This window comes from Streptomyces sp. HD (assembly GCF_028369295.1).
Classification (GTDB): domain Bacteria; phylum Actinomycetota; class Actinomycetes; order Streptomycetales; family Streptomycetaceae; genus Streptomyces.
Map to the genome: position 1 here is coordinate 50,752 of NZ_JAQMYP010000011.1, position 25,950 is coordinate 76,701.

A 25,950-nucleotide genomic window follows, 5' to 3' on the forward strand; every position below is an offset into this window, starting at 1 on the left:
CCGTTTTCCGGTCGGCCTTCTAGTCGGCCTGCACCGCGGTGTTCTGGCAGGCGTGCAGCAGCCACCGTCCGTCGTCCTGCCTGGTCATGACGTACAGCGGTGCGCCCTCGGTGTCGCCCTGCGGGGAGTGGTAGACCTGCCGGACCTTGACGGCCGCCACGTCGGGCCGCAGGAACTGCGTGTGCACCACCTCGTAGGTGACCTCGCCGTCCCAGGTCGCGGTGGGCAGTACGGCGCGGGTGAACTCGGCGATCGCGTCGAGGCCGACGAGGACCTTGCCGTGGCCGGTGGTCCAGAGGGCGTCGGGGTGGAAGAGGGCGAGGAAGCCCTCGGGGTCCTTGGCACGCTGGGTGCGTTCGACGGTGGCGACGACGTCCTCGATGGCCTTCAAGTCCGTCTGTCCGGTGGTGCTTTCGGCTTCGGTGTTCATGCGGATCACTCTGGGACCTCAAGTGGACTTGAGGTCAAGCCCTGTCTCGGGGCTACCTCCGGAACAGCGTCGCCGCCAGCGCCCGGAACACCTCCTCGGGGTCCTTGTCGCCGACGGGGCCGTCGAGGTTGTGGCTGAGGAGCAGTGTGGCGAAGCCGTGGGCCAGGGACCAGGCGGCGACGCCGGCCAGGCGGGTGTCGATGCCGAGGCCCTCGGGCTGTACTGCGGAGACGGCGCCGCGCAGTGCGTCTCCGGCGAGGGCGCGGGCCGTGGTCAGTTCGAGGTCGTCGGCGCGTAGCAGCTCGGGCGTGAACATCACCTGGAAGTGGGCGGGGTGTTCACGTGCGAAGCGGACGTAGCGGACGCCCGCGTCCTTGAGGTCCCCGGCTTCCTGGAGCGTGCCCGAGAGCAGGCCGAACCCTTCGGCGGCGATCGCCGTGAGCAGTCCGGTGCGGTCCTTGAAGTGATGCGCCGGCGCCGCGTGCGAGACGCCTGCGCGGCGGGCGAGGTCGCGGAGGCTGAGTGCGGAGGGGCCGTCGGCGGCGATGACCTCCAGGGCAGCGCTGAGGATGGCGCGGCGCAGGTCGCCGTGGTGGTAGGGGCGGCCGGGGGACGGCTTCTGTCGGGTGGAGGGCTTCTGTGCGGCGGACGGCTGCTGGGCGGGCGGTTGTTGTGCGGGGGCCATGGTCATCAGCGTACGCGGAATCTAGGCATTGACAAGTTCTGCCCCGTCGGGCAATCTTGTCGGTGTCAAGTTATGGGACTCGGAGCTCGGGCTCCGGTCTCGGGGATCTCGCGATGTCGAACTGGGGGAGTTGCGTCATGGTGAAGCGCGAAGGTGGTCTGGATTCGGGGCGCGTACGTCAGCTCTGGCACCTGCTGGAGCCACTGCATGCGGTGCTGTACTACGCGCCGGAGGTCTTCGAGGAGGCGGCCGCGCTCGGTTACGGCACCGAGGAGCGGTGGCCGAGCTACTTCCCTTACCGGGCCGCGCCGTTGGGAGCGGTCGGTGCCGAACAGGTCGCGTCGGCCTTCTACAGCTTCAGCCCGCGCATGGTCGCCGAGCACATCGACCCCGCGTGGAAGATCGCGAGCCCCGAGGCCCTGTTGAGGGCGAGGGTGCGGGGCCTGGACCGTGCCTACCACGCGATACTCGGCGACCGGGTGGACAGTCCCGAGTTGGCGGAAGCCGCAGCCCTCGCCCGCCGCGCCGCCGAGGCGGCCGACACCGCGGGCCGGCCACTCGCCGCGGCCAACTCCGCCCTGGACTGGCCGCAGGCCCCTCACCTCCAGCTCTGGCATGCGGCGACAGTCCTGCGTGAACACCGCGGCGACGGCCACATAGCGGCCTTGCAGGTGGCCGGCCTCGACCCCGTCGAATCGCTCGTCTCCTTCGCCGCGATAGGCGCCGCATCCGTCGAACGCTTCGAGAGCCGAGGCTGGAACCCCGAGGAATGGACGGCCGCCCGTGCCCGCCTCGTCGCCCGAGGTCTGGTCGACGACACCGACGGTACGGCGACGGAGGCGGGCCGCGAACTGCGCCGCACTGTCGAGGAGCACACCGACCGACTCGCAGCCGCGCCCTGGCAGGCCCTGACGCTTGAGGAGATCGACCGCCTGGTGGAACTGCTGGGCGAGTTCTGGGTGGCGGTGCTGTCCTCCGGTCTGCTGCCGTCGGAGACGACGCTGGGGATCGGAAAGGTGTGAGGAGGCGGGCCGTACGCCGGGTCGAGCCGCCGCCGATTGCGGCAACAACTTCCCTACGCAGCAGAGCAGTTGGCCACTGATGGCTGATGGCTGATGGCTGATGGCTGACGGCCGATGGCTGGCGACTGATGGTTGACGGCCGCGGCCGCACGAAGCCGCCCGCAAGAGGTGGACCTCCGCGGACGGCCTCCGTTCTCAAGGTGGTTCAGCGAGGCTCGGCCGTGACCCGATGTCGGTCGTGCTCCTCCGTGGGTCTCCGGTCCTACGGCTGATCGGGCCTGTCGCGGTCCATGCCGAGTTCGCGCTCCATCCGCTGCTGCGCGTCGTCGACCTGGCTCTCGTACTTGTTGCCCGTCTTCTCGTTGACCTTGCGTTCCGCGGCGTCGGACATATCCCTGGCCTTGCCCTGCGCCTGGCGGTTCTTGAACCTGTCGAAGATGCCCATGCAGAGCTCCTTCCGCTCCTCCCGGAGGTGATTCCCCACCGACGATACGCCCGAGTTAGGAGGTATGCGCGATTAGATCCGTGGTGGTCTGTACCGCCGGTCCGTACCTCCGGTCTGAACCTCTTGAATGCCGCCGTGCGCCGGGTCGCTACCGTGTTCGCGACGGCGTACGAGGGAAGACCGCCTGTGCGGGGCGGTACGGGCAGCAGGGGAGGGGCGCACGGTGAGGCGTCTGAGGGGTGGGGCGGCGAGCGCCGCGGCGATGCTCGGCATGGTGCTGGTACTGGCGGGCTGCGAGAACGTCGACCTGCCGGTGGACGACGAGTCCTCCGGCTCCGGGGTCCCGGGCGCCGGCTCCGGCCGCGCGGTGAGCCCGCTCGACAACCCCGACGGCACGAAACCGGGGCTGGCACCGCTCACCTCGGATGCCGACCGGGCCGAGGGACGGGCCCTCATCGAGAAGGTGGCGACGAAGGGACGCGGCCCCAAGACGGGTTACGACCGGGACGAGTTCGGCTACGCGTGGATGGACTCGGCCCCGGGCGGCATCCCGTTCGCCCGTAACGGCTGCGACACCCGCAACGACCTCCTGAAGCGCGACGGCGAGGACATTCGTTTCCGCTCCGGCTCGGACTGCGTGGTGGCCTCCATGACCCTGGACGACCCGTACACCGGCCGGACGATCGACTGGACCAAGCCCCGCGCCACGACCGTGCAGATCGACCACGTCATGCCGCTGTCGTACGACTGGCAGATGGGAGCCTCCCGCTGGCCGAAGGGCAAGCGCCAGGACATCGCCAACGACCCCCTCAACCTCATACCCGTCGACGGTCCGACCAACAGCTCCAAGGGTGACTCCGGCCCCGCGTCCTGGCTCCCCCCGAACAAGAAGATCCGCTGCTCGTACGCGGTGCGCTTCGCCCAGGTGTCACTGAAGTACGAACTGCCGGTGACGACTGCCGACAAGGAGACGATGCTCAGCCAATGCGGCGCGTGACGGGTGCCCCCCGGGGCGTGCCGGGCTGTCCGGCTGGTGGGCGGCGCGTAGAAAACGGCTTTCCGGCGCAGTCGCCCGCGCTTACGGTGACGTGCATGGAGTTGAAGGTGTCGAGTCTCGCCGAACGTCCCGAGATGCTGGAGCGGGTCGACGACATGGCGAACACATGGCCGGAGTTCGTGGTTCAGGACCTGGTGGGCAATGCCCACTACGGCCGGATCGCCCGTGAACTCCCGGAGTACGTGCTGTTCGCCGAGGACGAGACGGGCGAGGTCGTCGCCCATGCCTACAGTGTGCCGTTCGCCCTCGCGGCCGAGGGGCGCGGACGGCTGCCCGCCCGGGGCTGGGACGAGGTGCTGGTGTGGGCCTTCGCCGACCTGCGCGCCGGAGTCCGCCCCGACACGGTCAGCGCCATCTCCGTCGTCATCGCCCCGCACGCCCAGGGCGCCGGCCTGTCCGCCCGCATGCTGTCCGCGATGCGCGACAACGCCCGAGCCCACGGGTTCAGCGAGGTCGTCGCCCCGGTCCGCCCCAGCGCCAAGCACCTCGAACCGCACACCCCCATCGAGGAGTACGCCCACCGTGTACGCCCCGACGGCCTCCTCCACGACCCGTGGTTGCGTGTCCACGCCCGCGCCGGCGCCACCATCGACTCCATCGCCCCGGCCTCCATGACCGTCGCCGGCTCACTGGACCAGTGGCGCAACTGGACCGGTCTGCCCTTCGACACCCCGGGCGACATCGAGGTCCCCGGCGCGCTGGTACCGGTGCGGTGTGAGCCGGAGCGGGGCTACGCGGTGTACGTCGAGCCCAACGTGTGGATGCGGCACCCGCTGTGAGCCGGCCCCGCGGCGTACGTCGGCCTGAGGGACGGGACCGGCACGCCCGCTGATCCGGAGGCGGGGCCTCCGCGACCTGGGGTGTCGTGCGGAGTGATCAGCACGACAACGGTTCGGTACAACCGGTGACCGTATGTCGGTGTCGACCTATACGCTCGAACCGACAATCGCACGAACGAGGTTGCCGCGCACCGGGCAGGGGCGGCCGATCTCGTCGCTCACTTCAGGCATCAGGAGCAGCCATGCAAGGCCACGGCTATACGCAGCCGGTGAAGCAGCCGCCGCCGACGGGGTTGCTGGTCTTCCTGCGCGTGCTCTTCGTCGTGCTCTCGGTGTGCAGCTTCGGCCTGTTGACGTGGGCGATGATGCTCCGCCTGGCCATCGTGACCCGAAAGCCGCTCGACTGGGGCCTGTTCGCGGCGTCGATCGTGGTGGAGTTCCTCGGCTTCTACCTGATGGGTTCCGAGCCCGGCGACGAGATCCACACCGCCGGCGGCTGGACGGGCTTCGCGCTCCTCCTGGGCGGCATCGTGCTCTCGGTCTCGTACTACCTCTCCGCGGACATACGCCACTTCCACCAGCTCAGCTTCCCCGGCTACCCCGCGCAGCGGGGCCCGGCCCCGGCCTACGGCTATCCGCAGGCCCAGTCGCCGTACACCGCCACGACCGTGCCGCAGTCGCCACCGATACCCCACACGCCGATACCGCAGACGCCGATGTCCCACACGCCGGCGCCGCAGAGCCCGGTACCGCCGTCGACGGCACCGCGCGACGCCGCCCCCCACACCCCCGTACCGCCGCCCCCGGCCCCGCAGCGTCCCGCGCCCGCGCGTATCGACCAGGTGCGTGCCGAGCTCGACGAGCTCAGTGACTATCTGCGCCAGCACGACGGCCGGCAGGACGGCAACCACGAGGGCGGAAGGTGACCGTGGCGACAGGACGTGTTGTCGCCGGCCGCTATGAACTGTCCACGCTCATCGGACAGGGCGGCATGGGACAGGTCTGGACGGCGTACGACCAGCGCCTAGACCGGCGCGTGGCGGTGAAGCTGCTGCGCCCTGACAAGGTGGCCGGGCAGGAGGCGGACGAGCTGCGCCGCCGCTTCGTGCGCGAGTGCCGGGTGACCGCGCAGGTCGACCACCCCGGACTCGTCACGGTGCACGACGCGGGCAGCGAGGCCGAGGAACTGTTCCTCGTCATGCAGTACGTCGACGGTGTCGACCTCTCCGCTCATCTCGCCGAGCGCAACCCGTACCCCTGGCAGTGGGCGGTCGCGGTCGCCGCGCAACTGTGCGCCGTACTCAGCGCCGTGCACGCCGTGCCGATCGTCCACCGCGACCTCAAGCCGCGCAACGTGATGGTGAAGCAGGACGGCACGGTCACCGTCCTCGACCTGGGCGTCGCCTCCGTCATGGACGCCGACACCACCCGCCTCACCCACACCGGCACCCCCATCGGCTCGCCCGCCTACATGGCCCCCGAGCAGGCGATGGGCGGCGCCGTCGGCCCGTACACCGACCTGTACGCACTCGGCGTGCTGCTGCACGAACTCCTCAGCGGGGACGTGCCCTTCTCGGGCTCGACGGCGCTCGGTGTGCTGCACCGGCACCTGTACGAGCCCCCGCTGCCCGTGCGCCGGATCCGCCCCGAGGTCCCCGAGGCACTCGAAGCCCTGGTCCTGCGCCTGCTCGCGAAGGACCCGCAGCACCGCCCCGCCTCCGCCCAGGAGGTCTACGAGGACCTGGCGCTCCTCCTGCCCGCGCGCGGGACGCCCACCGGAGCGCCCCTCGACCCCACCCGCCCCTTCCTGCGCCCCCACGCCCCCTGGCCGGACCGCGCCCGCACCCCCGCGCCCCAGCCCGTCCCCGCCACCCCGGTCACCCCCGCCGATGAGAAGCCGGACGTCGCGCGCGCCGTCGACGAGGTCAAGCGCCTGCTCGGCGAGGGCCGTATCACCCAGGCCGTCGACATCCTCGGCGCGATCCTGCCCGCCGCCGCCGAACAGCACGGCGAGCACTCCCCGGTCGTGCGCACCCTGCGCAAGCAGTACGCCGCCACGCTCATGGACGACGGCCAGTACCGGCGCGCGCTCCCCGAGCTGCGCCGCCTCGCCGACGAACGCGCCGCCGAGGCCGGCCAGGCCGACCCCCAGTCCCTGCGCTTCCGCTACGACGCCGCCCAGTGCCTGGAACAGCTCGGCGAACCGGCGGCCGCGCTCACCGAGTACCGCGCGCTGCTGCCGTACTACGAGAACCAGTACGTCTCCGGCGACCCCGAGCTCGCCCACGACGTCCGCCGCCGCATCGGCCACCTCCTGTTCGCCGTCGGCGACCGCCCCGCCGCCCACGACACCCTGGCCCGCCTGCTGCTCGACGTGGAGCGACTGCGCGGCCCCGGTCACCCGCTCGCGACCGAGGTGCGGCGGACACTGCAGTGGCTGGGGCAGGTGCGCGGTTAGCCGCGCGCAGAGGACGTACACCGGCAAGGAGACGCGCGGTGGCCACACGATCACCGTCGACCGCGACGCGGTGGGACGCCCTGGTGGCCACCACCGGGTGAGCGGGCTCCGAGCAGGCCGAACGGCCCGAGTGGGCCGGCCGGGGGTGCTTCGGCGGGCTTCGGTGCCCGAAGTCCTGGTGAATCGTTGGTCGAATGGGTTGGCCAGAGCTTGCCCACTGCCTACCATCGATCACCGCAAGACTTTGTGCACCGTCGCACAAGCTCTCCTCGGGAGGTCCCCTTGCACCGCCGCCGTCGCACCGCGCTCCTCCTCTCCGTCGCGATCGCCGCGGCCCCGCTCCTCACCGCCTGTGGAAACGACGCGCACCCTGGCGCGGCGGCCGTCGTCGGCGGCGAGCGGATCACCGTCTCGCAGCTGGAGAACCGGGTGAGCGAGGTGCGCGCGGCACAGCGCGCGGCCGTGCCGGACGACGCCCAGTACGCGCAGGTCATCGCCAAGTCCGGCACACTCCCGCGCGATGTCCTGCACACCATGGTCCTCGACCAGGTGCTGCACCGCGCCGCCCAGGACGCGGGCGTGACCGTCAGCCGCAAGGAGCTCCAGCGGATGCGCGGCGGTCTGGAGGAGCAGGTCGGCGGCGCCAAGGCGCTGGAGGCCGCCTGGCTCCAGCAGTACGGCATCCCCCCGCAGCGCGTCGACGAGAACCTCCGCCTCCAGCTGGAGGCCCAGAAACTCGCCACCACGCTCGGCACGGACACCGGCAAGCCCGCCTTCTGGAACGCCCTGTCCGAGGCGTCCAAGAAGCTCGGCATCGACCTCAACCCGCGCTACGGCACCTGGGACGTCCAGAAGAGCAGCCGGGCCGACGCTCGGACGCCGTGGGTGCGCGAAGTGACGGCGGCAGGGGTTCAGCAGACGGCGTGACGGTACAGGGGGAGCCGCTCCGCCTGCGGACAACGGCGGAGCCCGCCCCGGCCTGTGGATGACAGCGGAGCCCGCCCCGGCCTGTGGATAACTCGGGGTGCCGTCGGCGTCGTGAGTTACGTTCGGATCGTGAACGCAACCAGTCCCGAGGCCACCCCCGGCCGCATCGTCCTGCTCACCACCAGCCACCGTGTCGCGCCCGGCCTGCTGTCCTGGCCCGCGTGGCACGCACTGCACGCGGCCGACCGTGTGCTCTGCGCGGACGGCGCCCACCCGCAGCTGCCCTATCTGCGGGAGGCCGGGATAACGGTCGACGAGGCCGCCCCGACCGCCGAGGACCTGATCGACGCGTGCACCGGCGGCCGCACGGTCGTGGTCGTGGCCACCGGTGAGGGCGAGCCGGCCCTCACCGACGGCCTCGCCCGTCTGGCCGGCACCGGCCGCATCCAGATGCCGGAACTGGAACTGCTCCCCGCCTCCTACGACCTGCCCGGCGCCCGCCTCCTCGATCTCGTCCAGGTCATGGACCGCATCCGCAGCGAGTGCCCGTGGTCCTCCCAGCAGACCCACAAGGGCCTGGCGAAGTACGGCATCGAGGAGGCGTACGAACTCGTCGAGGCGATCGAGGACGGCGACCGCGACGAACTGCGCGAGGAACTCGGCGATGTCCTGCTCCAGGTCGTCTTCCACGCCCGTATCGCCGAGGAAGGCCGCGCCGAGGACGGGGCCGCCCCCTTCTCCATCGACGACGTGGCCGGCGGCATCGTCGCCAAGCTCATCCACCGCCACCCGCACGTCTTCGGCGACGAGACGGCGACGACCCCCGAGGAGGTCAAGGAGCACTGGCTGCGCACCAAGGCCGTCGAGAAGCAGCGCGAGTCGGTGACCGAGGGCATACCCCTGGGCCAGCCGGGTCTCGCCCTCGCGGCGAAGCTGGCGTCGCGGGTGCGCACGGCGGGACTGGAGGTGCCGCTGCCCACGGGTGAGGGCATCGGCTACGAGCTCCTCGCGATGGCGGTCCGCGCGGAGGCGGCCGGGGTGGACCCGGAGGCGGCACTGCGGGTTGCCGCGCGGGCCTATCGGGATGCGGTGCGGGCTGCTGAGGGGGTGTCCTCTTAGTACCGTTGGGCCAACGGGTGGGTGCGAGGCGTGGGGGCCGGTGTGGCAACGGAGTTGGAGGAGCTGCGGGACGCGCTGGTGCGCGTGATGGGCAGCTCACCGGATGCGTCGCGTCGGATCGCGGAGGCGCTGGATCAGTCGGGTGTTCCGGGGGCGGTGGAGCTCTGGTTCCGGACCCCGGGAGGGGCGGTCCCGGACAGTACGCTCGGCCGTGAGTGGGTCAGGTTGCTGGCGACTCTGCGCAGAAACCACCCCAAGGAGTTCTCCGACCTCCAGAGCATCGCGGCCGAGCCCACCGCCGAACCTCCACCGCCCGGCCCCGCCTCCGGTGTCACGGCCGCCGGACCCCGTTCCATCGCGGCGGGCGGTGACATCGGCGTCGCCGTGACCGGCGACAACGCCCATGTGGTGACCGGTGGCGTCACGCACCACGTCGCGGGTGACCACATCGACTTCCGCGAGTCCAAGTTCCACGACCGTGTGGTCGGCGTGCAGCACAACCACTATGGTGCCGTGCCTGCGCCGGCGGACTGGCGGCCGGTCCGGCGGGTGGGGCCGCTGGAGTTCGGCGTACGCCCCACCAGGCCCGTGCCAGGGGTGCCCGACGTGCCGCCGTACGTGGAGCGCGACTGCGACGAGGACTTACGGGCCAAGCTCACCGGCCACGGCCTTGTGGTGATCCTCGGCCGACCCTGCACGGGCAAGTCGTACACCGCGTGGCGCGCCGTGCGCTCCCTGAAGGGCCAGCGACGCCTGTACGCCCCCGACGCCGGGGAGGACCTGCGCCCCCTGGTCGCCGCGCTCCAGGGCGACCCCGGCGGATACGTGGTCTGGCTGGACGAGCTGACCGGCCATCTCGGCGCGGGCGGCGTGGATCTGCGGCTGCTGGGGCGGCTCAACGATCTCGGTGCCGTCGTGCTCGCCACGATGAGCCCGGACGAGTACTACCGGCGCCGGGCCGGGACCGCGCCGGGCGACCGGGTCGTCGCCGCGGCGCGCACGGTGGAGCTGGCGCGCGAGTGGAGCGACGCCGAGCTGGCGCGGCTGGCGGCGCTCGACGATCCGCGCGCGTATCCGGCGTACATGTGGAGCGGCCGGGAGGGCGTGGCCTCGTACTTCGCCGTCGGGCATCACCTGTACGACGAGTGGCGTCGCGTGGGCACCCAACTGGAGCACCCGCGTGGGCAGTTGCTGGTCCGGGCGGCGGTTGATCTCGCCCGCTGCGGGGTCACGGCAGCGGTGCCTGCCGAGCTGCTCAGGAAGGTCCAGGAGCAGTACCGGGCGGAGGACCGGGAGTCGTTCGAGGACGCTCTCGCCTGGGCGACGGCGCCGATGTTCGGAGTCTCGGGACTGCTTGTCGCGGGTGCGGAGGATGGCGCCTGGCGGGCGTACGGGGCGTTGGTCGCGGAGGCGCTGCGGTCGGGCGACCTGGAGCCGGTGCCGGACGAAGTGTGGTGGACGCTGCTCGACGCCGCCAGGGAGCCGGGCGCCCCGCTCGATTTCCCAGCCGTCCTCGATGCGGCCCGCAATGCGCTGTACCCCCGCGTCGAGGCCGGGGACCCGGCGGTGGCGCTCGGATTCGCCCGGCGCACCGAGGGCGACGAGCGTGAGGTCTGGCTGCGGCGGGCGGCGGAGGCGGGGGATGCGTGGGCGGCTGTTGAGCTGGCGGAGATTCTGCGGGAGCGGGGGGAGGAGAGCCGGGCGCTCTCCTACCTGGAGCGGGCTGCGGAGTCGGGCAGCGAGAAGGCCGCGGCGCGGCTCGGCAGCCTGTTGCGGGACCGGGCCGAGCACTGGTTGCGCAGGGCGGCCGAGGCGGGTGAGGGGGAGGCGGCGCACGAACTGGGCGAGATGGTGATCGGCACGGGGCGCGACGACGAGGCGGTGCGCTGGTATCGCAGGGCCGCGGAGGCCGGGCATCAAAAGGCCGCGGTGAGGCTCGGCAAGCTGTACAGCAATTGGGGACGGGCGGAGGCGGAGGCATGGCTTCGGCATGCCTCGGACTGGGGTGATCCGAGCGCGGCGAACATGCTCGCGATCCACCTCAGCGCTGAGGAGGCACCTGACGAGGCAGAGGTCGAGGCTCTCTTCCGACAGGCGGTAGAGGGCGGGAACCGGTCCGCCATGGTCAATCTCGGCATCCGCCTGGAGAATGAGGGCCGGTACGTCGAAGCGGGGTCTTTGTACCTCGCAGCAGACCGGACGGGCTACCCCTTCGCGGCCCGCCACATGGCCCAGCTGCTGCTGACCCAGGGCAAGGAGAAAGAGGCCGCCGACTGGCGCCGCAAAGCCGCCGCCGTAGACCCCGAGGGCCTTCCCGAATCCTTGACCGCGCCGCTGCCCAGTCCTGCACCCGCACCACTGGTACCCGGCCTCACTCCCGACGATGATCCGGATCTCGATACCGTTTGGGAGTGACCGACCAGCCCACCCCCCAGGCCCCCGAACTCTTCACCTGGGAGTTCGCCACGGACCCCTACCCGGCCTACGCCTGGCTCCGAGAGCACGCCCCCGTGCACAGGACGCGTCTTCCCAGCGGCGTGGAGGCCTGGCTGGTCACCCGCTATGCCGACGCCAAGCAGGCCCTCGCCGACAGCCGTCTCTCCAAGAACCCGGCTCACCACGACGAGCCCGCGCACGCCAAGGGCAAGACCGGGATCCCGGGGGAGCGCAAGGCCGAGTTGATGACGCATCTGCTGAACATCGACCCCCCGGACCACACCCGGCTCCGCAGACTCGTCTCCAAGGCCTTCACTCCCCGCCGCGTCGCCGAGTTCGCCCCCCGCGTGCAGGAGCTCACCGACCACCTCATCGACGGGTTCGCGCAGAAGGGGAGCGCCGATCTCATCCACGAGTTCGCCTTCCCGCTCCCCATCTACGCCATCTGCGACCTGCTCGGCGTCCCCCGCGAGGACCAGGACGACTTCCGGGACTGGGCGGGCATGATGATCCGGCACCAGGGCGGCCCGCGGGGCGGCGTGGCACGGTCCGTGAAGAAGATGCGCGGCTATCTGGCCGACCTCATCCACCGCAAGCGCGAGGCACTCCCCGACACCCCCGACCCCGGCGAGGACCTCATCTCAGGTCTGATCCGCGCCTCCGACCACGGGGAGCACCTCACGGAGAACGAGGCCGCAGCCATGGCCTTTATCCTCCTTTTTGCCGGATTTGAGACGACCGTAAATCTCATCGGCAACGGCACCTACGCCCTGCTCACCCACCCCGAGCAGCGCGCCCGCCTCCAGAAGTCCCTCGCCGCCCACGACACCGCCCTTCTCGAAACCGGCATCGAGGAACTCCTCCGCTACGACGGCCCCGTCGAACTCGCCACCTGGCGCTTCGCCACCGAACCGTTCACCATCGGCGGGCAGCGCATCGCGGCCGGTGACCCCGTCCTCGTCGTGCTGGCCGCAGCCGACCGGGACCCGGAGCGGTTCGCCGACCCCGACGTCCTCGACCTCGGCCGGCGCGACAACCAGCACCTCGGCTACGGCCACGGCATCCACTACTGCCTCGGTGCCCCGCTCGCCCGCCTGGAGGGCCAGAGCGCCCTGGCCACTCTCCTCACCCGTCTCCCGGATCTGGAACTCGCCGTGGACCCGGCCGAGTTGCGATGGCGGGGCGGCCTCATCATGCGCGGACTGCGTACCCTTCCGGTGGAGTTCACCCCAGTTGGGTGAGTACGTCCGCCCTGGCAAACATGACACGCACTCACGCCTGTGATCTTCACGTGATCTGCGCGGCATTAACTTGTGACAAGTGATCGCCTGCCTATACGTTCACGGATCAACGACGGCGCCCAGGTTTAACGCGCCGCGGGTCCCTGTTGTCGCGCGAAAGGTCCCTGCATGCTCTCCGGGAACGGTCGTCACCGTCGCCCCCGTCAGGCCCCGGCTCTCCTCGTCGCGGCCGGAGTGACCGGGTCTGCCATCGCCATCCCGCTCCTCGGTGCCACCGGCGCGAGCGCCGCCGAGGGCAACGTCTGGGACAAGGTGGCCGACTGCGAGAGTGGCGGCTCCTGGAGCGCCGACAAGGGCAACGGGCGTTACGGCGGACTGCAGTTGACCCAGGACGACTGGGACAAGTACGGCGGTCTCGACTACGCCCCGAGCGCCGACCTGGCGAGCCGTTCGCAGCAGATCGCCGTGGCGCAGAAGATCCTGGAGGATCAGGGCGTCGGTGCCTGGCGCACCTGTGGGCTGCTCAGCGGGCTCACCCAGGAGTCCGGTTCGGTGGACCTCGACACGGGTGTCGAGGAGGACTCGCCGTCCGAGGTGTCCGGATCCTCCGGATTGCTCGATTCGTCCAAGTCGTCTGGGTCCAAGGGGTCGTCCGATGGCTCCGGCGACTCCGACGGCTCCGCGATCCCCTCGGACTCTGGCGACGCCTCGGAGTCGCCCAGCGGCTCCTCGGGCACTTCGCCCGAATCCTCCCCGGATTCCTCCACTTCTTCCTCTTCGCCCTCTTCATCCCCTGAGGTCGACAACTCCTCGAAGTCCGATACGTCCTCCGGTACAGACATCTCACAGTCGCCCGACAGCTCCCCCACGCTGACGCCCGACAGCGGCAATCAGGGCAACTCCGGGCAGGACGAGGGCTCCTCGGGCCTGGTCGACACCGGGGCGTTCGACACCGGAACCTCTGGCGCGGCGGCCGACAGTGCGGCCGACGCCGCGGCCGGCACCGGACGCCACCGCGGCCCCAGCGCCGACGAGGCCGAGGGTGCCGACAGCGCCGCCAAGCCCTCCGGTCGCCACGCCTCGTACACCGTCCGCGCCGGCGACACTCTCGCCTCCATCGCCGACTCCCTTGACCTCGACGGCGGGTGGCGTGCGCTGTACAAGGCGAACAAGAGCGCCATCGGTGCTGACGCGGACCACATCTTCCCCGGTCAGACCCTGGACGTCCCCGCCAAATAGGTGCTGAACAGGGCGAAAAGCAGCCGGAGTTCGCGTCACGGTTCGCACTTAATGTCCGTTTTGAATGTAGTGAGAGATAGATCTCAGAAGCCCTGATCGTCTTTGTAATTCCGGGAATCGCTTGTCTACGGTCGTGATCGCTCGTCACCACGAGCCCCGGCTGCCGCAACGCCGAATCCTGCCAGCGGTCGTACGGGAACAGTCGTCGCGTAAAGCGCCGTAGGCAGGAGCGGGGGACCCAAGGTTTGCGCCGGGTCCGGCAGTTGAGGCCCTTCGGGGCCGGACGGCCGGAGTCGGCTTGGGGTGAAGCCGCGCAACGGGAGCCGAGAGGCGAGCGTGCGCGGCCGGGCAACTCAACCGGCCCGAACCCGACAGCTCACCTCGCAGGCGTCGGTGAGGGGATCTCTCCATGCTGTTCTCCAGCAAGGGCAAGCACCGTCGTCCGTCCAAGGCCGCTCGCGCCATCGCCGTCGTCGGCGTCACCGGTGCCGCCGCCGTCGCCGCTCCGCTGATGGCCGCCGGCAGCGCCTCCGCCGCCACCGCCTCCGAGTGGGACGCCGTCGCCCAGTGCGAGTCCGGCGGCAACTGGTCGATCAACACCGGCAACGGCTACTACGGCGGTCTGCAGTTCTCCGCCTCCACCTGGGCCGCGTACGGCGGCACGGCGTACGCCTCCACCGCCAACCAGGCCAGCAAGGCCCAGCAGATCGAGATAGCCGAGAAGGTCCTCGCGAGCCAGGGCAAGGGTGCCTGGCCGAGCTGCGGTGTCGGCCTGTCCGGCGCCTCCACCGGCGGCTCCTCCTCCAGCGGCTCCTCGCAGAGCGGCGAGAGCACCACCCGCTCCTCCGAGCAGCAGTCGGCCTCCCGCTCCACGGACCGCCCGGCCGCCAAGAAGAGCACCAAGACCGTCACCACCCCGACCGGCAAGAAGGTCAAGAAGGGCGACGGCGAGTACAAGGTCGCCAAGGGTGACACCCTCAGCTCCATCGCCGAGAAGCACGACGTCAAGGGTGGCTGGGAGAAGCTCTTCCGGCTGAACAAGGACATCGTCGAGGACGCGAACCTGATCTACCCGGGTCAGCAGCTGCACCTGAAGTAAGGGCTGCGCCCGAAGCAGTACACGGGCGACAGCTGAACCACAGCGCCTTCACATCCGTGGAACTGACAGTGAGGGCGCCGTGAGGTTCACCCCCGTCCCCACGAACTCCCCGCCTCGGTGCGTCTTCCCCCGTACGCACCGGGGCGGGGCTTTTCTGTGCGGGGTTTTCTGTACGGGGTGTACGGCTTGTACGGGCGTTTTTGTTCCGTTCGGAAACAATTTACTCTCGGTTCTGTCCACGGGGCGGTCGACCAGTGGCTGAAGCCCCGGAGCCGGTTAGGCTCGTCTCGCAGTACCCACCACGGTCTGCGTACCCGCGTCACATCCCAAGAAGGAGATGCTCGTGCCGTCCATCGACGTCGTCGTAGCCCGGGAAATCCTGGACTCCCGAGGCAACCCCACGGTCGAGGTCGAGGTCGGCCTCGACGACGGCAGCACGGGTCGTGCCGCCGTTCCGTCCGGCGCCTCCACCGGCGCCTTCGAGGCCATCGAGCTCCGCGACGGTGACCCCAACCGCTACCTGGGCAAGGGTGTCGAGAAGGCCGTCCTCGCCGTCATCGAGCAGATCGGCCCGGAGCTCGTCGGCTACGACGCCACCGAGCAGCGGCTGATCGACCAGGCCATGTTCGACCTGGACGCCACCGACAACAAGGGCTCCCTCGGCGCCAACGCCATCCTCGGCGTCTCCCTCGCCGTCGCCCACGCCGCCTCCGAGGCCAGCGACCTGCCGCTGTTCCGCTACCTGGGCGGCCCGAACGCGCACCTGCTGCCGGTGCCGATGATGAACATCCTGAACGGCGGCTCGCACGCCGACTCCAACGTGGACATCCAGGAGTTCATGATCGCCCCGATCGGCGCGGAGTCCTTCTCCGAGGCCCTGCGCTGGGGCACCGAGGTCTACCACACCCTCAAGAAGGTGCTGAAGGGCCGCGGCCTGTCCACCGGCCTCGGCGACGAGGGCGGCTTCGCCCCGAACCTCGGCTCCAACCGCGAGGCCCTCGACCTCATCCTTGAGGCCATCAAGGAGGCCGGCTACACCCCGGGCGAGCAGATCGCCCTGGCGCTCGACGTCGCCGCGTCCGAGTTCTACAAGGACGGCTCCTACACCTTCGAGGGCAAGAGCCGCTCCGCCGCCGAGATGACCGAGTACTACGCCGAGCTCGTCGAGGCGTACCCGCTCGTCTCCATCGAGGACCCGCTGTTCGAGGACGACTGGGACGGCTGGAAGACCATCACCGACAAGCTCGGTGACAAGGTCCAGCTCGTCGGCGACGACCTGTTCGTCACCAACCCCGAGCGCCTCGCCCGCGGCATCGAGGACGGCGCGGCCAACGCCCTGCTGGTCAAGGTCAACCAGATCGGCTCGCTGACCGAGACCCTGGACGCCGTCGAGCTCGCCCAGCGCAACGGCTTCAAGTGCATGATGTCCCACCGCTCCGGCGAGACCGAGGACGTCACCATCGCCGACCTGGCCGTCGCCACCAACTGCGGCCAGATCAAGACCGGCGCCCCGGCCCGCTCCGAGCGCGTCGCCAAGTACAACCAGCTGCTGCGCATCGAGGAGATCCTCGACGACGCCGCGGTCTACGCCGGCCGCAGCGCGTTCCCGCGCTTCAAGGGCTGACCCCACCTGGGTAAGCCTTAGCCAGTCGTACGTACGTCCCTGTACTCGGTCCCGTACCGTGTGCGGGGACGTACGCACGTGAGAGGGGAGGCGGAGAGCCGATGGCCGTCAAGGACCGGGACCGTTTCTCCACCGCGACCAGGATCCGGTTGCTCGGCGAGCAGACGGCCGCCCGTGTCTACCGCTCGCAGACCAAGCGGCAGGCCCGGCGCTCCAGGCTCACCGGACGCGCCGCGCTGCTCGCGCTGGTCCTCTGCTCCATGGTGGTGGCGCTCGCGTACCCGATAAGGCAGTACGTCTCCCAGCGCGCCGAGATCGCCGATCTGCAGCGGCAGAAGGAGGAGGCGGCCGAGCGGGTCGAGCAGCTGCGCGACCGCAAGGCACGCTGGCAGGACGACGCGTACGCCGAACAGCAGATCCGGGAGCGGCTGCACTATGTGATGCCCGGGGAGACCGGTTACATCGTGGTCGACCCCGACGCCGCCAAGCAGTCGCGGACCGAGCTGGGGGCGGCCGACCGGCCCTGGTACTCGAACATCTGGGACGGGGTCGACAAGGCCGACGCCGCCGACCAGTGAGAACCGACCGCCGGGATCGAACGACAGATCTCCGGCGAGAACCGATAGAAAGACAGGCATGCAAACGCCCCCGCCGCCCACCCCGCGCACCGAGCCCACCGACGCGGACGTCGAGGCCTTCAAGCAGCAGCTCGGACGGCCCCCGCGCGGGCTGCGCGCGATCGCGCACCGGTGCCCGTGCGGACAGCCGGACGTCGTGGAGACGGCCCCGCGCCTGCCCGACGGCACGCCCTTCCCGACGCTGTACTACCTGACATGCCCGAAGGCGTCGTCGGCGATCGGCACGCTGGAGGCGAACGGCGTGATGAAGGAGATGACGACGCGGCTGGAGACCGACCCGGAGCTGGCCGCCGCGTACCGCGCCGCGCACGAGGACTACATCCGGCGCCGCGACGAGATCGAGGAGCTCAAGGGCTTCCCCAGTGCGGGCGGCATGCCGGACCGGGTGAAGTGTCTGCACGTCCTCGTCGCGCACTCGCTCGCGGCCGGGCCGGGAGTGAACCCGCTGGGGGACGAGGCCCTCGCGATGCTGCCGGAGTGGTGGCGCAAGGGAGCCTGCGTGACGCTCCCGGAGGAGTCCGAGCAGTCCGGGAAGCTCCCGGAGGAGGCTCAGTGACCCGCGTCGCCGCCATCGACTGCGGTACCAACTCCATCCGGCTTCTCGTCGCCGACGTCGACCCGGCCACCGGGGAACTCGTCGACCTGGACCGCCGTATGACCATCGTGCGCCTCGGTCAGGGCGTCGACCGTACGGGCCGGCTCGCGCCCGAGGCGCTGGAGCGCACCTTCGCCGCCTGCCGTGACTACGCGGCGATCATCAAGGAGCACGGCGCCGAACGGGTGCGGTTCGTCGCCACCTCCGCGTCCCGGGACGCCGAGAACCGGGACGAGTTCGTGCGCGGGGTCATGGAGATCCTGGGTGTCGAGCCCGAGGTCATCACCGGGGATCAGGAGGCCGAGTTCTCCTTCACGGGGGCGACCAGGGAGCTGGCGGGGCGCGAGGATCTGCACCGGCCCTACCTCGTCGTGGACATCGGCGGCGGGTCGACCGAGTTCGTCGTCGGGGAGCAGCACGTCCGCGCGGCGCGCTCCGTGGACGTCGGGTGTGTGCGGATGACCGAGCGGCATCTCGTGCGGGACGGCGTGGTCTGCGACCCGCCCTCCGAGGAGCAGATCGCGGCGATACGGGCCGACATCGAGGCGGCCCTCGACCTCGCCGAGGAGACGGTGCCGCTGCGCGAGGCCAGGACGCTGGTGGGGCTCGCCGGGTCGGTCACGACCGTGTCGGCGATCGCCCAGGAGCTGCCCGAGTACGACTCCGCACGGATTCACCACTCCCGGATCAGCCATGACCGGGTGCGGGAGATCAGCGAGTGGCTGCTGCACTCCACCCACGCCGAGCGCGCCGCCGTACCGTCCATGCATCCGGGGCGGGTTGACGTCATCGCGGCCGGCGCGCTGGTGCTGCTCGCGATCATGGAGCGGATCGGTGCCGAGGAGGTCGTGGTGAGCGAGCACGACATCCTCGACGGCATCGCTTTCAAGGTGGCCGAGGACGCATAGGGCGCCGTAGGGCGTGCGGGACGCCGTAGGGCGTGCAGGACATGGAAGGGCCCCGGTCCCTCGTAAGAGGAGCCGGGGCCCTTGCCTTGGCCCAGGTGCTGGGCTGTCGGTCAGTTGCAGAGGAGGACGATCAGGCCGTCGCAATCGCCGCCGTCGCCGTCGTCGTGGTGACCGTGGCCATGGCCATGGCCACCCTTGGCCGGACTCGACTGGACGACCGTGGCCTTGGCGGCTACGGGGGCAGCGGCCGCGGCCGTGGCCGCCCCTGCTGCGAGAGCGATGCCGAGGGCAGCGCCGACCGAGACTATTCGAGCGGTGGCCCGCACGAGGGCCTTGTGCGTAGTGATCATGGCTGCACGCTATGCACACTTTTCTCCGCTCGCGCGCGGAATGTGGCTGACGGGTGAACGGTGATCCAGATCGCCGCCGAAGGGTGGCCCGGGTCTCGTTTGTTACTGGGTGGTAGCCATCGGTTGAGCAGGTCGGTTAGCGTATGAGCGCTTCCTGTGGGCGCATTCGGGCCCCTTCACGACCCCCGCACGAGCCCTGTGAACGGCCTGCCGAAGAAAGTTCGTGAAGTTCTTCACAAGGAATTCGGTCCAGTCGAAGCGCGGAAGGGTGCCGGGTGACCCTTCCGAGGGGCGAACAGGCCCTTGAACATGTTCAGATGGACGGTGTAAAGAGGGTCCGGGAGGTCGGCTCCGGCGGGTGTTTCGGTCCGCTCACGGAGGGCCCGGCGAGACAGAGAGGCAGCTCACGCGGCATTGACAACGGGTCGGCCTCGGACCGGGTTCCCGATCGTGACCATGACCTGCGTCACGAGGGCCGGGGAGTGTAGCACGAGGCCTGCAAGAGCTTGTGAAGGGGCGCACGAGCGACCCCCCTGAGGCGGGTGGATACTCGATGGCATGAGCACCACGGAGCGTCCCAGGATCCTCGTAGTAGGCGGTGGGTACGTAGGCCTGTACGCAGCTCGGCGCATCCTCAAGAAGATGCGCTACGGAGAGGCGACCGTCACGGTCGTCGACCCCCGGTCGTACATGACCTACCAGCCCTTCCTTCCCGAAGCCGCCGCCGGCAGCATCTCCCCGCGCCACGTCGTCGTCCCGCTGCGACGCGTGCTGCCCAAGGCGGAGGTTCTCACCGGCCGGGTCACCACCATCGACCAGGACCGCAAGGTCGCCACGATCGCCCCGCTGGTCGGCGAGGCGTACGAGCTGCCCTTCGACTACCTGGTGATCGCGCTCGGCGCGGTCTCCCGCACCTTCCCGATCCCCGGCCTCGCCGAGCAGGGCATCGGCATGAAGGGCATCGAGGAGGCCATCGGCCTGCGCAACCACGTCCTTGAGCAGCTGGACAAGGCCGACTCCACGACCGACGAGGAGATCCGCCGCAAGGCGCTCACCTTCGTCTTCGTCGGCGGTGGCTTCGCGGGCGCGGAGACCATCGGCGAGGTCGAGGACCTGGCCCGCGACGCGGCGAAGTACTACACCAACGTGTCCCGCGAGGACATGCGGTTCATCCTCGTCGACGCCGCCGACAAGATCCTTCCCGAGGTCGGCCCGAAGCTCGGCCAGTACGGCAAGGAGCACCTGGAGGGCCGCGGGGTCGAGGTCTACCTCTCCACCTCCATGGACTCCTGCGTCGACGGCCACGTCGTGCTGAAGAACGGGCTTGAGGTCGACTCCAACACGATCGTGTGGACGGCCGGCGTCAAGCCGAACCCGGCCCTCGGCCGTTTCGGTCTGCCGCTCGGCCCCCGCGGTCACGTCGACTGCGAGACGACGCTCCAGGTCAAGGGCACCGACTACATCTGGGCCGCCGGCGACAACGCCCAGGTACCGGACCTCGTCGGCCGCAAGGCGGGCAACGAGAACGCCTGGTGCCCGCCGAACGCCCAGCACGCGCTGCGCCAGGCCAGGGCCCTCGGTGACAACGTGATCTCCGGTATGCGGGGCTTCCCGCAGAAGGACTACGAGCACGCCAACAAGGGTGCGGTGGCCGGTCTCGGCCTCCACAAGGGCGTGGCGATGATCGTCATGGGCAAGATGAAGATCAAGCTCAAGGGCCGTCTCGCCTGGTACATGCACCGTGGCTACCACGGTCTGGCCATGCCGACCTGGAACCGCAAGGTCCGCGTCTTCGCCGACTGGACCCTCGGCATGTTCCTCAAGCGCGAGGTCGTCTCCCTCGGCGCGATGGAGCACCCGCGCGAGGAGTTCTACGAGGCCGCCAAGCCCGTTCCCGCGGTGCCCAAGCCGGAGAAGACCGAGGCAAAGGCCTCCTGACCGGCTCCGGTCGCTGAACCAGACCGAAGGACCTCCCGCCATCCGTGGTGCGGGAGGTCCTTCGGCTTTCCAGCCGGTCCTTCGGCTTTCCCCGGTGCGGGGGTCAAACGCCGGACGGAGTCAAAAGCACGCGCGCGGGGGACTGTATCCGGGCCACGCTGGTGTTTACGTGGTGCTAGGACATTCCGGGGTCCCTCATCACGGAGGTGTGCGCCATGGCCGACGCCGCGGTGCGGCTGAAGGGTCTTCTCGAACAGGTGCTGGGAGCGCCGCTCCCGGTGGGCATCCGCGCCTGGGACGGTTCGCAGTCGGGGCCGCCGGGCGCGCCGACTCTCGTCGTACGGAACCGGCGTGCGGTGCGTCGGCTGCTGTGGAAACCCGGTGAGCTGGGGCTTGCCCGGGCCTGGGTCGCCGGTGACCTCGAAATCGAGGGGGATCTGTACGCCGCCCTCGATGTGCTCGCGGGGCTCGTGTGGGAGCGGGGCAAGGACGCCCGGAGCCTGGCTCAGGCGCTCCGGGACCCGGAGGTGCGGGCCGCCGTCCGCGGACTGGTCCGGCTCGGCGGGCCGCCGCTGCCGCCCGCGCCGCCCCCCGAGGAGGTTCGCCGGCACCGCGCCCATGTGCACACCAAGCGCACCGACAAGCGCGCCATCAGCCATCACTACGACGTCGGCAACGACTTCTACGAGATCGTCCTCGGGCCGTCCATGGTGTACTCCTGCGCCTACTGGCCGGCCCCGCCCCCACAGGGCACCCTCGAAGACGCCCAGCGCGACAAGCTCGACCTCGTCTGCCGCAAGCTCCGACTCCGGCCCGGCCTGCGGCTGCTGGACGTCGGCTGCGGCTGGGGCTCCATGGCCGTGCACGCGGCCCGCGAGTACGGCGTGCACGTCGTCGGCATCACCCTCTCCCAGGAGCAGGCGGCCTATGCCCGCAAGCGCGTCGCCGGCGAGGGGCTGACGGACAAGGTGGAGATCCGCGTACGGGACTACCGGGACGTCACCGACGGGCCGTACGACGCCATCTCGTCCGTCGGGATGGCCGAACACGTCGGCGCCGACCGGTACCTGGAGTACGCCGATGTGCTGTTCCGGCTGCTGAAGCCCGGTGGCAGGCTGCTCAACCACCAGATCGGGCGGCGGCCGCAGCGCGACGAGTCCTCCTACGAGGTCGACGAGTTCATCGACGCCTATGTGTTTCCCGACGGGGAGCTCCAGCCCATCGGCGTCACCGTCACCCAGCTCGAACGCGCCGGGTTCGAGGTGCGCGACGTGGAGTCGATCCGGGAGCACTACGCCCTGACGCTGCGCCACTGGGTCGCCAACCTGGAGGCAGACTGGGCGCGGGCGGTCAAGCTGACCAGCCCCGGGCGGGCCCGTGTCTGGCGGCTGTACATGGCCGCCTCCGCGCTGGCCTTCGAGCGCAACCGCATCGGCGTCAACCAGGTGCTGGCCGTCCGGACATCCGATTCCGGTGACTCGGGGATGCCGCTGCGGGCCCGCAAGTGGATCGAGCCCGAGCGCCGTTGATCCGGACGCAAGGGGAAGGGCCGGGCCCCCTCGTGGGGAGCCCGGCCCTTCGGCGTGTCAGAACGTGATCACTCGGCCTTGATCGCGTTCAGCATGTTCAGCCGCGCGGCGTTGCGGGCCGGCCACAGCGCGGCCAGGACGCCCACCAGTCCGGCCAGCACCAGGAAGATGCCGATCCGGTCCCAGGGCAGGACCAGCTGGTAGCCCGGGACCTGGTCCGCGAAGGTCTCGCCGATCGCCCAGCCGAGGAACGAGCCGAGACCGACACCGACCACCGCGCCGAACACCGAGATGACGACGGCCTCCAGCCGGACCATCCGCTTCACCCGGCGCCGGTCGAGACCGATCGCCCGCAGCATGCCGATCTCCTGCTGCCGTTCGAAGACCGACATCGCGAGGGTGTTGACGACACCCAGTACCGCGATGATCAGGGCCATCGCCAGCAGGCCGTACATGATGTTCAGCATGGTGTTGATGACGCCGCCGAACTCGTTGCGGATGTCCTGCTGGTCCATGATCGTGATCGCGGGGTTGTCGCCCAGCGCGTCGATGAGGACCTTCTCGTTCGCCGCGGACTGACCGCCGTCCACCTTCACGAAGATCTGCCGGATGTACGGCGTCGCCTCGTGCGGGTTCACCACCTTCTTGTCGATGAGGACGGGGGAGAGGAACTCGCTGTCCTTGTAGACGGCGCCGACCGTCAGCGTGGCCTTCTTCTCGTCGCCGAAGGTGACGGGGACGCTGTCGCCGGGCTTCCAGCCCTTGCTCTTGGCCGTCTTCTCGGCGACCGCGATCTGGCCCTTGGCGAGCGAGTCGACGCTGCCGCTGACGACGTCGACGTTGAGAACCTGCTCGATGTCGCCCGGGGTGACCGCGGAGGCGGACACGTAGTCCTCGTGACCGACCTGGAAGTAGACGTCCTGCTGCGGCGAGACCGCGGAGACGCCCTTGGCCTTCTCCAGCGCCGTCAGCGCGGACTGGTCGAGGTCGCCGCCGTTCGCCATCGAGACCATGTAGTCGGCCTTGATGTTGTCCGTGGTCATCTTGTCGATGGCCGTGCCGACCGTGATGCCGAGCACCGACAGGCCGGTCACCAGCGTCAGTCCGATCGCCAGCGCGGAGGCGGTGGCGCCGGTACGGCGCGGGTTGCGGACCGCGTTCTGGCCGGCGAGCTTGCCGGCCACCCCGAAGGGGCCGACCAGCAGCGGACGGACGAGCGCGATCACGGGCCGGGACAGCAGTGGGATCAGGATGATCACACCGACCAGCGCGAAGAACGCGCCCGCCGCGATGTACATCCGGCCGTCGTCGCCGCCGGTCGAGGCACCCAGCACGATCCCGGCCGCGCCGAGGGCGGTGATGGCCGCGCCGATGGAGTTGCGCACCACCAGCGACTTGGTGGTCGCCATCGCGTGGACGCTGCTCATGGCCGCCACCGGCGGGATCTTCGCGGCCCGGCGGCCGGGCAGCCAGGCGGCGAACATCGTGATCAGCACACCGACCGCGATCGCGGCGAGCACCGGCGTGGCGGACAGGATCAGCGGGCCGTCCGGGATCTTCATCTCGAACGCGGCCATGCCGGACCGCAGTCCGACCGCGAGGCCGATGCCGAGGACGAAGCCGATCACCGAGGCGACCAGGCCCACCACCGCGGCCTCGGCGAGCACCGAGCGGGTGATCTGCTTGCGCGACGCACCGACGGCGCGCATCAGGGCGATCTCCTTGGTGCGCTGGGCGACCAGCATCGTGAAGGTGTTGGAGATCAGGAAGATCCCGACGAACAGCGCGATGCCCGCGAAGCCCAGCAGGACCTGCTTGAGCGAGCCCAGACCCTGCTCGATCTGCTCGGCCTGCTTGTCCGCGAGCGCCTGGCCGGTCTCGGCGTCGGCGGTGTCCGGCAGCAGCGGCTTGACCGCGTCCAGGATCCTGGCGTCGTCGGCGCCGGGAGCGGCCGTGACGGTGACGCTCTCGAAGTAGCCCGGCTTGAGGTACTGCTTCTGGGCTACCGCGGTGTCGAACAGGACGAGGCTGCCGCCGGCGTTCACGGCGCCGTCCTCGGTGGTGAACACACCGCTGAGGGTGTACTCCTTCACCGGGCCGTTCGTCGCGACGCGCACCCGGTCGCCGACCCGGTACTCGCCCTTGGTGGCGGACTCCTTGTCCAGGGCGATCTGATCGTCCTTCACCGGGCCCGAGCCGTCGGTGAAGGTGTAGGCGCTGTCCTTGCCGTCCTTGCCGGGGGCGAAGTTGGAGCCCTTGTTGGACCAGCCGACGCCGATCAGCTTCCCGTCGGGGTCGGCGACCCCGGCGAAGCCTTCGACGCGGCCGTACGCGCCGGTGACGCCGTCAACGGCGGAGATCTTGTCGAGGGTCTTCCGGGAGAGGCCGGGCTCCTCCTTGGGGTCGTCCGGGTCGGCGTGCGAGGTGACGGAGACGGCGACGTCGGCGTAGCTCTTCGCGGACTGGTTGCGGAAGGCGTTGGAGAGGGTGTCGGCGAAGACCAGGGTGCCGGAGACGAACGCGACGCCGAGCATGACGGCGAGCACGGTCATCAGGAGCCGGGCCTTGTGCGCGAGTACGTTGCGCAGGGCTGTGCGGAACATCAGCTGGTGCGGCCCTTCGCGTCGAACTGCTTCATGAAGTCGAGGACGTTGTCCGCGGTCGGCCGGTACATCTCGTCGACGATCCGTCCGTCGGCCAGGAACACCACCCGGTCCGCGTAGGCCGCGGCCACCGGGTCGTGGGTCACCATCACCACCGTCTGCCCCAACTCCCGTACGGAGTTGCGCAGGAAGCCCAGCACCTCGGCGCCGGAGCGCGAGTCGAGGTTTCCGGTCGGCTCGTCACCGAAGATGATCTCGGGCTTGGAGGCCAGCGCGCGGGCGACGGCGACGCGCTGCTGCTGGCCGCCGGAGAGCTGGGCGGGGCGGTGGCTCAGCCGGTCGGCGAGGCCGACCATGCGGATCACCGAGTCCAGCCACTGCTTGTCCGGCTTGCGGCCCGCGATGTCCATCGGAAGGGTGATGTTCTCCAGCGCGGTGAGCGTCGGCAGCAGGTTGAACGCCTGGAAGATGAAGCCGATCTTGTCCCGGCGCAACTTGGTGAGCTGCTTGTCCTTCAGGGAGCCCAGCTCGGTGTCGCCGATGCGCACGGAGCCGGAGGAGAAGGTGTCCAGGCCGGCCACGCAGTGCATCAGCGTGGACTTGCCGGAGCCGGAGGGGCCCATGATCGCGGTGAACTCGGCCTGCCGGAACTCGACGGTGACGCGGTCCAGGGCGACTACCTGGGTCTCGCCTTGTCCGTAGATCTTCGACAGATCCGTGGCACGCGCGGCCACGGTGGTGGTCCGGCCGGCGATGGATGCGGTGGTCACGAGAGGAACGCTCCTGAAGGACGACGGTGTGTTCGAAGGACTCGTCCATCGTCCCGGC

At 70.2% G+C, this 25,950-nt stretch carries 23 protein-coding genes and 1 riboswitch; of the genes, 17 read left to right on the forward strand and 6 right to left on the reverse strand.

Annotated elements, in window-relative coordinates; all coding sequences use genetic code 11:
* Positions 1 to 19: 19 nt before the first annotated feature.
* Complete coding sequence (locus tag POF73_RS13240; protein WP_272114881.1) at positions 20 to 430, reverse strand: SgcJ/EcaC family oxidoreductase; 411 nt, start codon at positions 428 to 430, stop codon at positions 20 to 22.
* A 52-nt stretch (positions 431 to 482) separates the two neighbouring features.
* Positions 483 to 1,115, reverse strand: coding sequence for a TetR/AcrR family transcriptional regulator (locus tag POF73_RS13245; protein ID WP_272114883.1), 633 nt, complete (start codon positions 1,113 to 1,115; stop codon positions 483 to 485).
* A gap of 137 nt (positions 1,116 to 1,252) precedes the next feature.
* On the opposite strand from POF73_RS13245, the gene POF73_RS13250 reads away from it, so the two are divergent.
* Positions 1,253 to 2,137, forward strand: a complete 885-nt coding sequence (locus POF73_RS13250; RefSeq protein WP_272114884.1) for an SCO6745 family protein — start codon at positions 1,253 to 1,255, stop codon at positions 2,135 to 2,137.
* 262 nt (positions 2,138 to 2,399) lie between these two features.
* Here POF73_RS13250 and POF73_RS13255 read toward each other — a convergent pair whose 3' ends face one another.
* Positions 2,400 to 2,582 (reverse strand): Rv0909 family putative TA system antitoxin, encoded by a 183-nt coding sequence (locus tag POF73_RS13255; protein WP_272114885.1) that lies wholly within the window; start codon positions 2,580 to 2,582, stop codon positions 2,400 to 2,402.
* A 223-nt stretch (positions 2,583 to 2,805) separates the two neighbouring features.
* Here POF73_RS13255 and POF73_RS13260 point away from each other — a divergent pair, with 223 nt between their 5' ends.
* The 14 genes from POF73_RS13260 (at position 2,806) to POF73_RS13325 (ending at position 18,702) form a co-directional block, all read left to right on the forward strand.
* A complete protein-coding gene (locus POF73_RS13260; RefSeq protein WP_272114887.1) occupies positions 2,806 to 3,579 on the forward strand; it encodes an HNH endonuclease family protein in 774 nt (257 codons plus the stop codon).
* A gap of 95 nt (positions 3,580 to 3,674) precedes the next feature.
* On the forward strand, positions 3,675 to 4,418 hold the full coding sequence (locus POF73_RS13265) for an N-acetyltransferase (RefSeq protein ID WP_272114888.1): 744 nt from the start codon (positions 3,675 to 3,677) through the stop codon (positions 4,416 to 4,418).
* Between the two features lie 242 nt (positions 4,419 to 4,660).
* Entirely contained in the window at positions 4,661 to 5,344 is a 684-nt protein-coding gene (locus POF73_RS13270; RefSeq protein WP_272114889.1) for a hypothetical protein, read from the forward strand.
* A gap of 38 nt (positions 5,345 to 5,382) precedes the next feature.
* Entirely contained in the window at positions 5,383 to 6,876 is a 1,494-nt protein-coding gene (locus POF73_RS13275) for a serine/threonine-protein kinase (RefSeq protein WP_272115029.1), read from the forward strand.
* A 282-nt stretch (positions 6,877 to 7,158) separates the two neighbouring features.
* Positions 7,159 to 7,803 carry a SurA N-terminal domain-containing protein gene (locus tag POF73_RS13280; protein ID WP_272114890.1) on the forward strand — a complete coding sequence of 215 codons (645 nt, stop codon included), beginning with the start codon at positions 7,159 to 7,161 and terminating at the stop codon, positions 7,801 to 7,803.
* A 129-nt stretch (positions 7,804 to 7,932) separates the two neighbouring features.
* Positions 7,933 to 8,922: a nucleoside triphosphate pyrophosphohydrolase gene (locus POF73_RS13285; protein WP_272114891.1), complete on the forward strand. Its 990-nt coding sequence runs from the start codon at positions 7,933 to 7,935 to the stop codon at positions 8,920 to 8,922.
* 42 nt (positions 8,923 to 8,964) lie between these two features.
* On the forward strand, positions 8,965 to 11,337 hold the full coding sequence (locus POF73_RS13290) for a hypothetical protein (protein ID WP_272114892.1): 2,373 nt from the start codon (positions 8,965 to 8,967) through the stop codon (positions 11,335 to 11,337).
* Positions 11,334 to 12,599 (forward strand): cytochrome P450 family protein, encoded by a 1,266-nt coding sequence (locus tag POF73_RS13295; protein ID WP_272114893.1) that lies wholly within the window; start codon positions 11,334 to 11,336, stop codon positions 12,597 to 12,599. The genes POF73_RS13290 and POF73_RS13295 overlap by 4 nt, the downstream gene beginning before the upstream one ends.
* A 168-nt stretch (positions 12,600 to 12,767) precedes the next feature.
* The gene (locus POF73_RS13300) at positions 12,768 to 13,838 is read left to right on the forward strand and encodes a transglycosylase family protein (protein WP_443049508.1); all 1,071 of its coding nucleotides are present in this window, start codon (positions 12,768 to 12,770) and stop codon (positions 13,836 to 13,838) included.
* A 205-nt stretch (positions 13,839 to 14,043) separates the two neighbouring features.
* Positions 14,044 to 14,243: riboswitch (cyclic di-AMP (ydaO/yuaA leader) on the forward strand.
* 4 nt (positions 14,244 to 14,247) lie between these two features.
* Complete coding sequence (locus tag POF73_RS13305) at positions 14,248 to 14,937, forward strand: LysM peptidoglycan-binding domain-containing protein (RefSeq protein ID WP_272114894.1); 690 nt, start codon at positions 14,248 to 14,250, stop codon at positions 14,935 to 14,937.
* A gap of 343 nt (positions 14,938 to 15,280) precedes the next feature.
* Positions 15,281 to 16,561, forward strand: coding sequence for a phosphopyruvate hydratase (gene eno / locus POF73_RS13310; protein WP_272114895.1), 1,281 nt, complete (start codon positions 15,281 to 15,283; stop codon positions 16,559 to 16,561).
* A gap of 101 nt (positions 16,562 to 16,662) precedes the next feature.
* Positions 16,663 to 17,139: an FtsB family cell division protein gene (locus POF73_RS13315; protein WP_272114896.1), complete on the forward strand. Its 477-nt coding sequence runs from the start codon at positions 16,663 to 16,665 to the stop codon at positions 17,137 to 17,139.
* 58 nt (positions 17,140 to 17,197) lie between these two features.
* A complete protein-coding gene (locus POF73_RS13320; RefSeq protein WP_272114897.1) occupies positions 17,198 to 17,755 on the forward strand; it encodes a DUF501 domain-containing protein in 558 nt (185 codons plus the stop codon).
* Positions 17,752 to 18,702 (forward strand): Ppx/GppA phosphatase family protein, encoded by a 951-nt coding sequence (locus tag POF73_RS13325; RefSeq protein WP_272114898.1) that lies wholly within the window; start codon positions 17,752 to 17,754, stop codon positions 18,700 to 18,702. Before POF73_RS13320 ends, POF73_RS13325 begins: the two co-directional genes overlap by 4 nt.
* Positions 18,703 to 18,812: 110 nt before the next feature.
* Here the strand turns inward: POF73_RS13325 and POF73_RS13330 are convergent, their stop codons facing one another.
* Entirely contained in the window at positions 18,813 to 19,052 is a 240-nt protein-coding gene (locus POF73_RS13330; protein WP_272114900.1) for a hypothetical protein, read from the reverse strand.
* A gap of 558 nt (positions 19,053 to 19,610) precedes the next feature.
* On the opposite strand from POF73_RS13330, the gene POF73_RS13335 reads away from it, so the two are divergent.
* Both POF73_RS13335 and POF73_RS13340 read left to right on the forward strand, forming a co-directional pair.
* Positions 19,611 to 20,990 (forward strand): NAD(P)/FAD-dependent oxidoreductase, encoded by a 1,380-nt coding sequence (locus POF73_RS13335; RefSeq protein WP_272114901.1) that lies wholly within the window; start codon positions 19,611 to 19,613, stop codon positions 20,988 to 20,990.
* Between the two features lie 215 nt (positions 20,991 to 21,205).
* A complete protein-coding gene (locus tag POF73_RS13340) occupies positions 21,206 to 22,519 on the forward strand; it encodes a class I SAM-dependent methyltransferase (protein ID WP_272114902.1) in 1,314 nt (437 codons plus the stop codon).
* A 68-nt stretch (positions 22,520 to 22,587) separates the two neighbouring features.
* Here the strand turns inward: POF73_RS13340 and POF73_RS13345 are convergent, their stop codons facing one another.
* Complete coding sequence (locus POF73_RS13345) at positions 22,588 to 25,122, reverse strand: ABC transporter permease (RefSeq protein WP_272114903.1); 2,535 nt, start codon at positions 25,120 to 25,122, stop codon at positions 22,588 to 22,590.
* Positions 25,122 to 25,892, reverse strand: coding sequence for an ABC transporter ATP-binding protein (locus tag POF73_RS13350; RefSeq protein WP_272114904.1), 771 nt, complete (start codon positions 25,890 to 25,892; stop codon positions 25,122 to 25,124). The genes POF73_RS13345 and POF73_RS13350 overlap by 1 nt, the downstream gene beginning before the upstream one ends.
* Positions 25,893 to 25,950 lie beyond the last annotated feature (58 nt).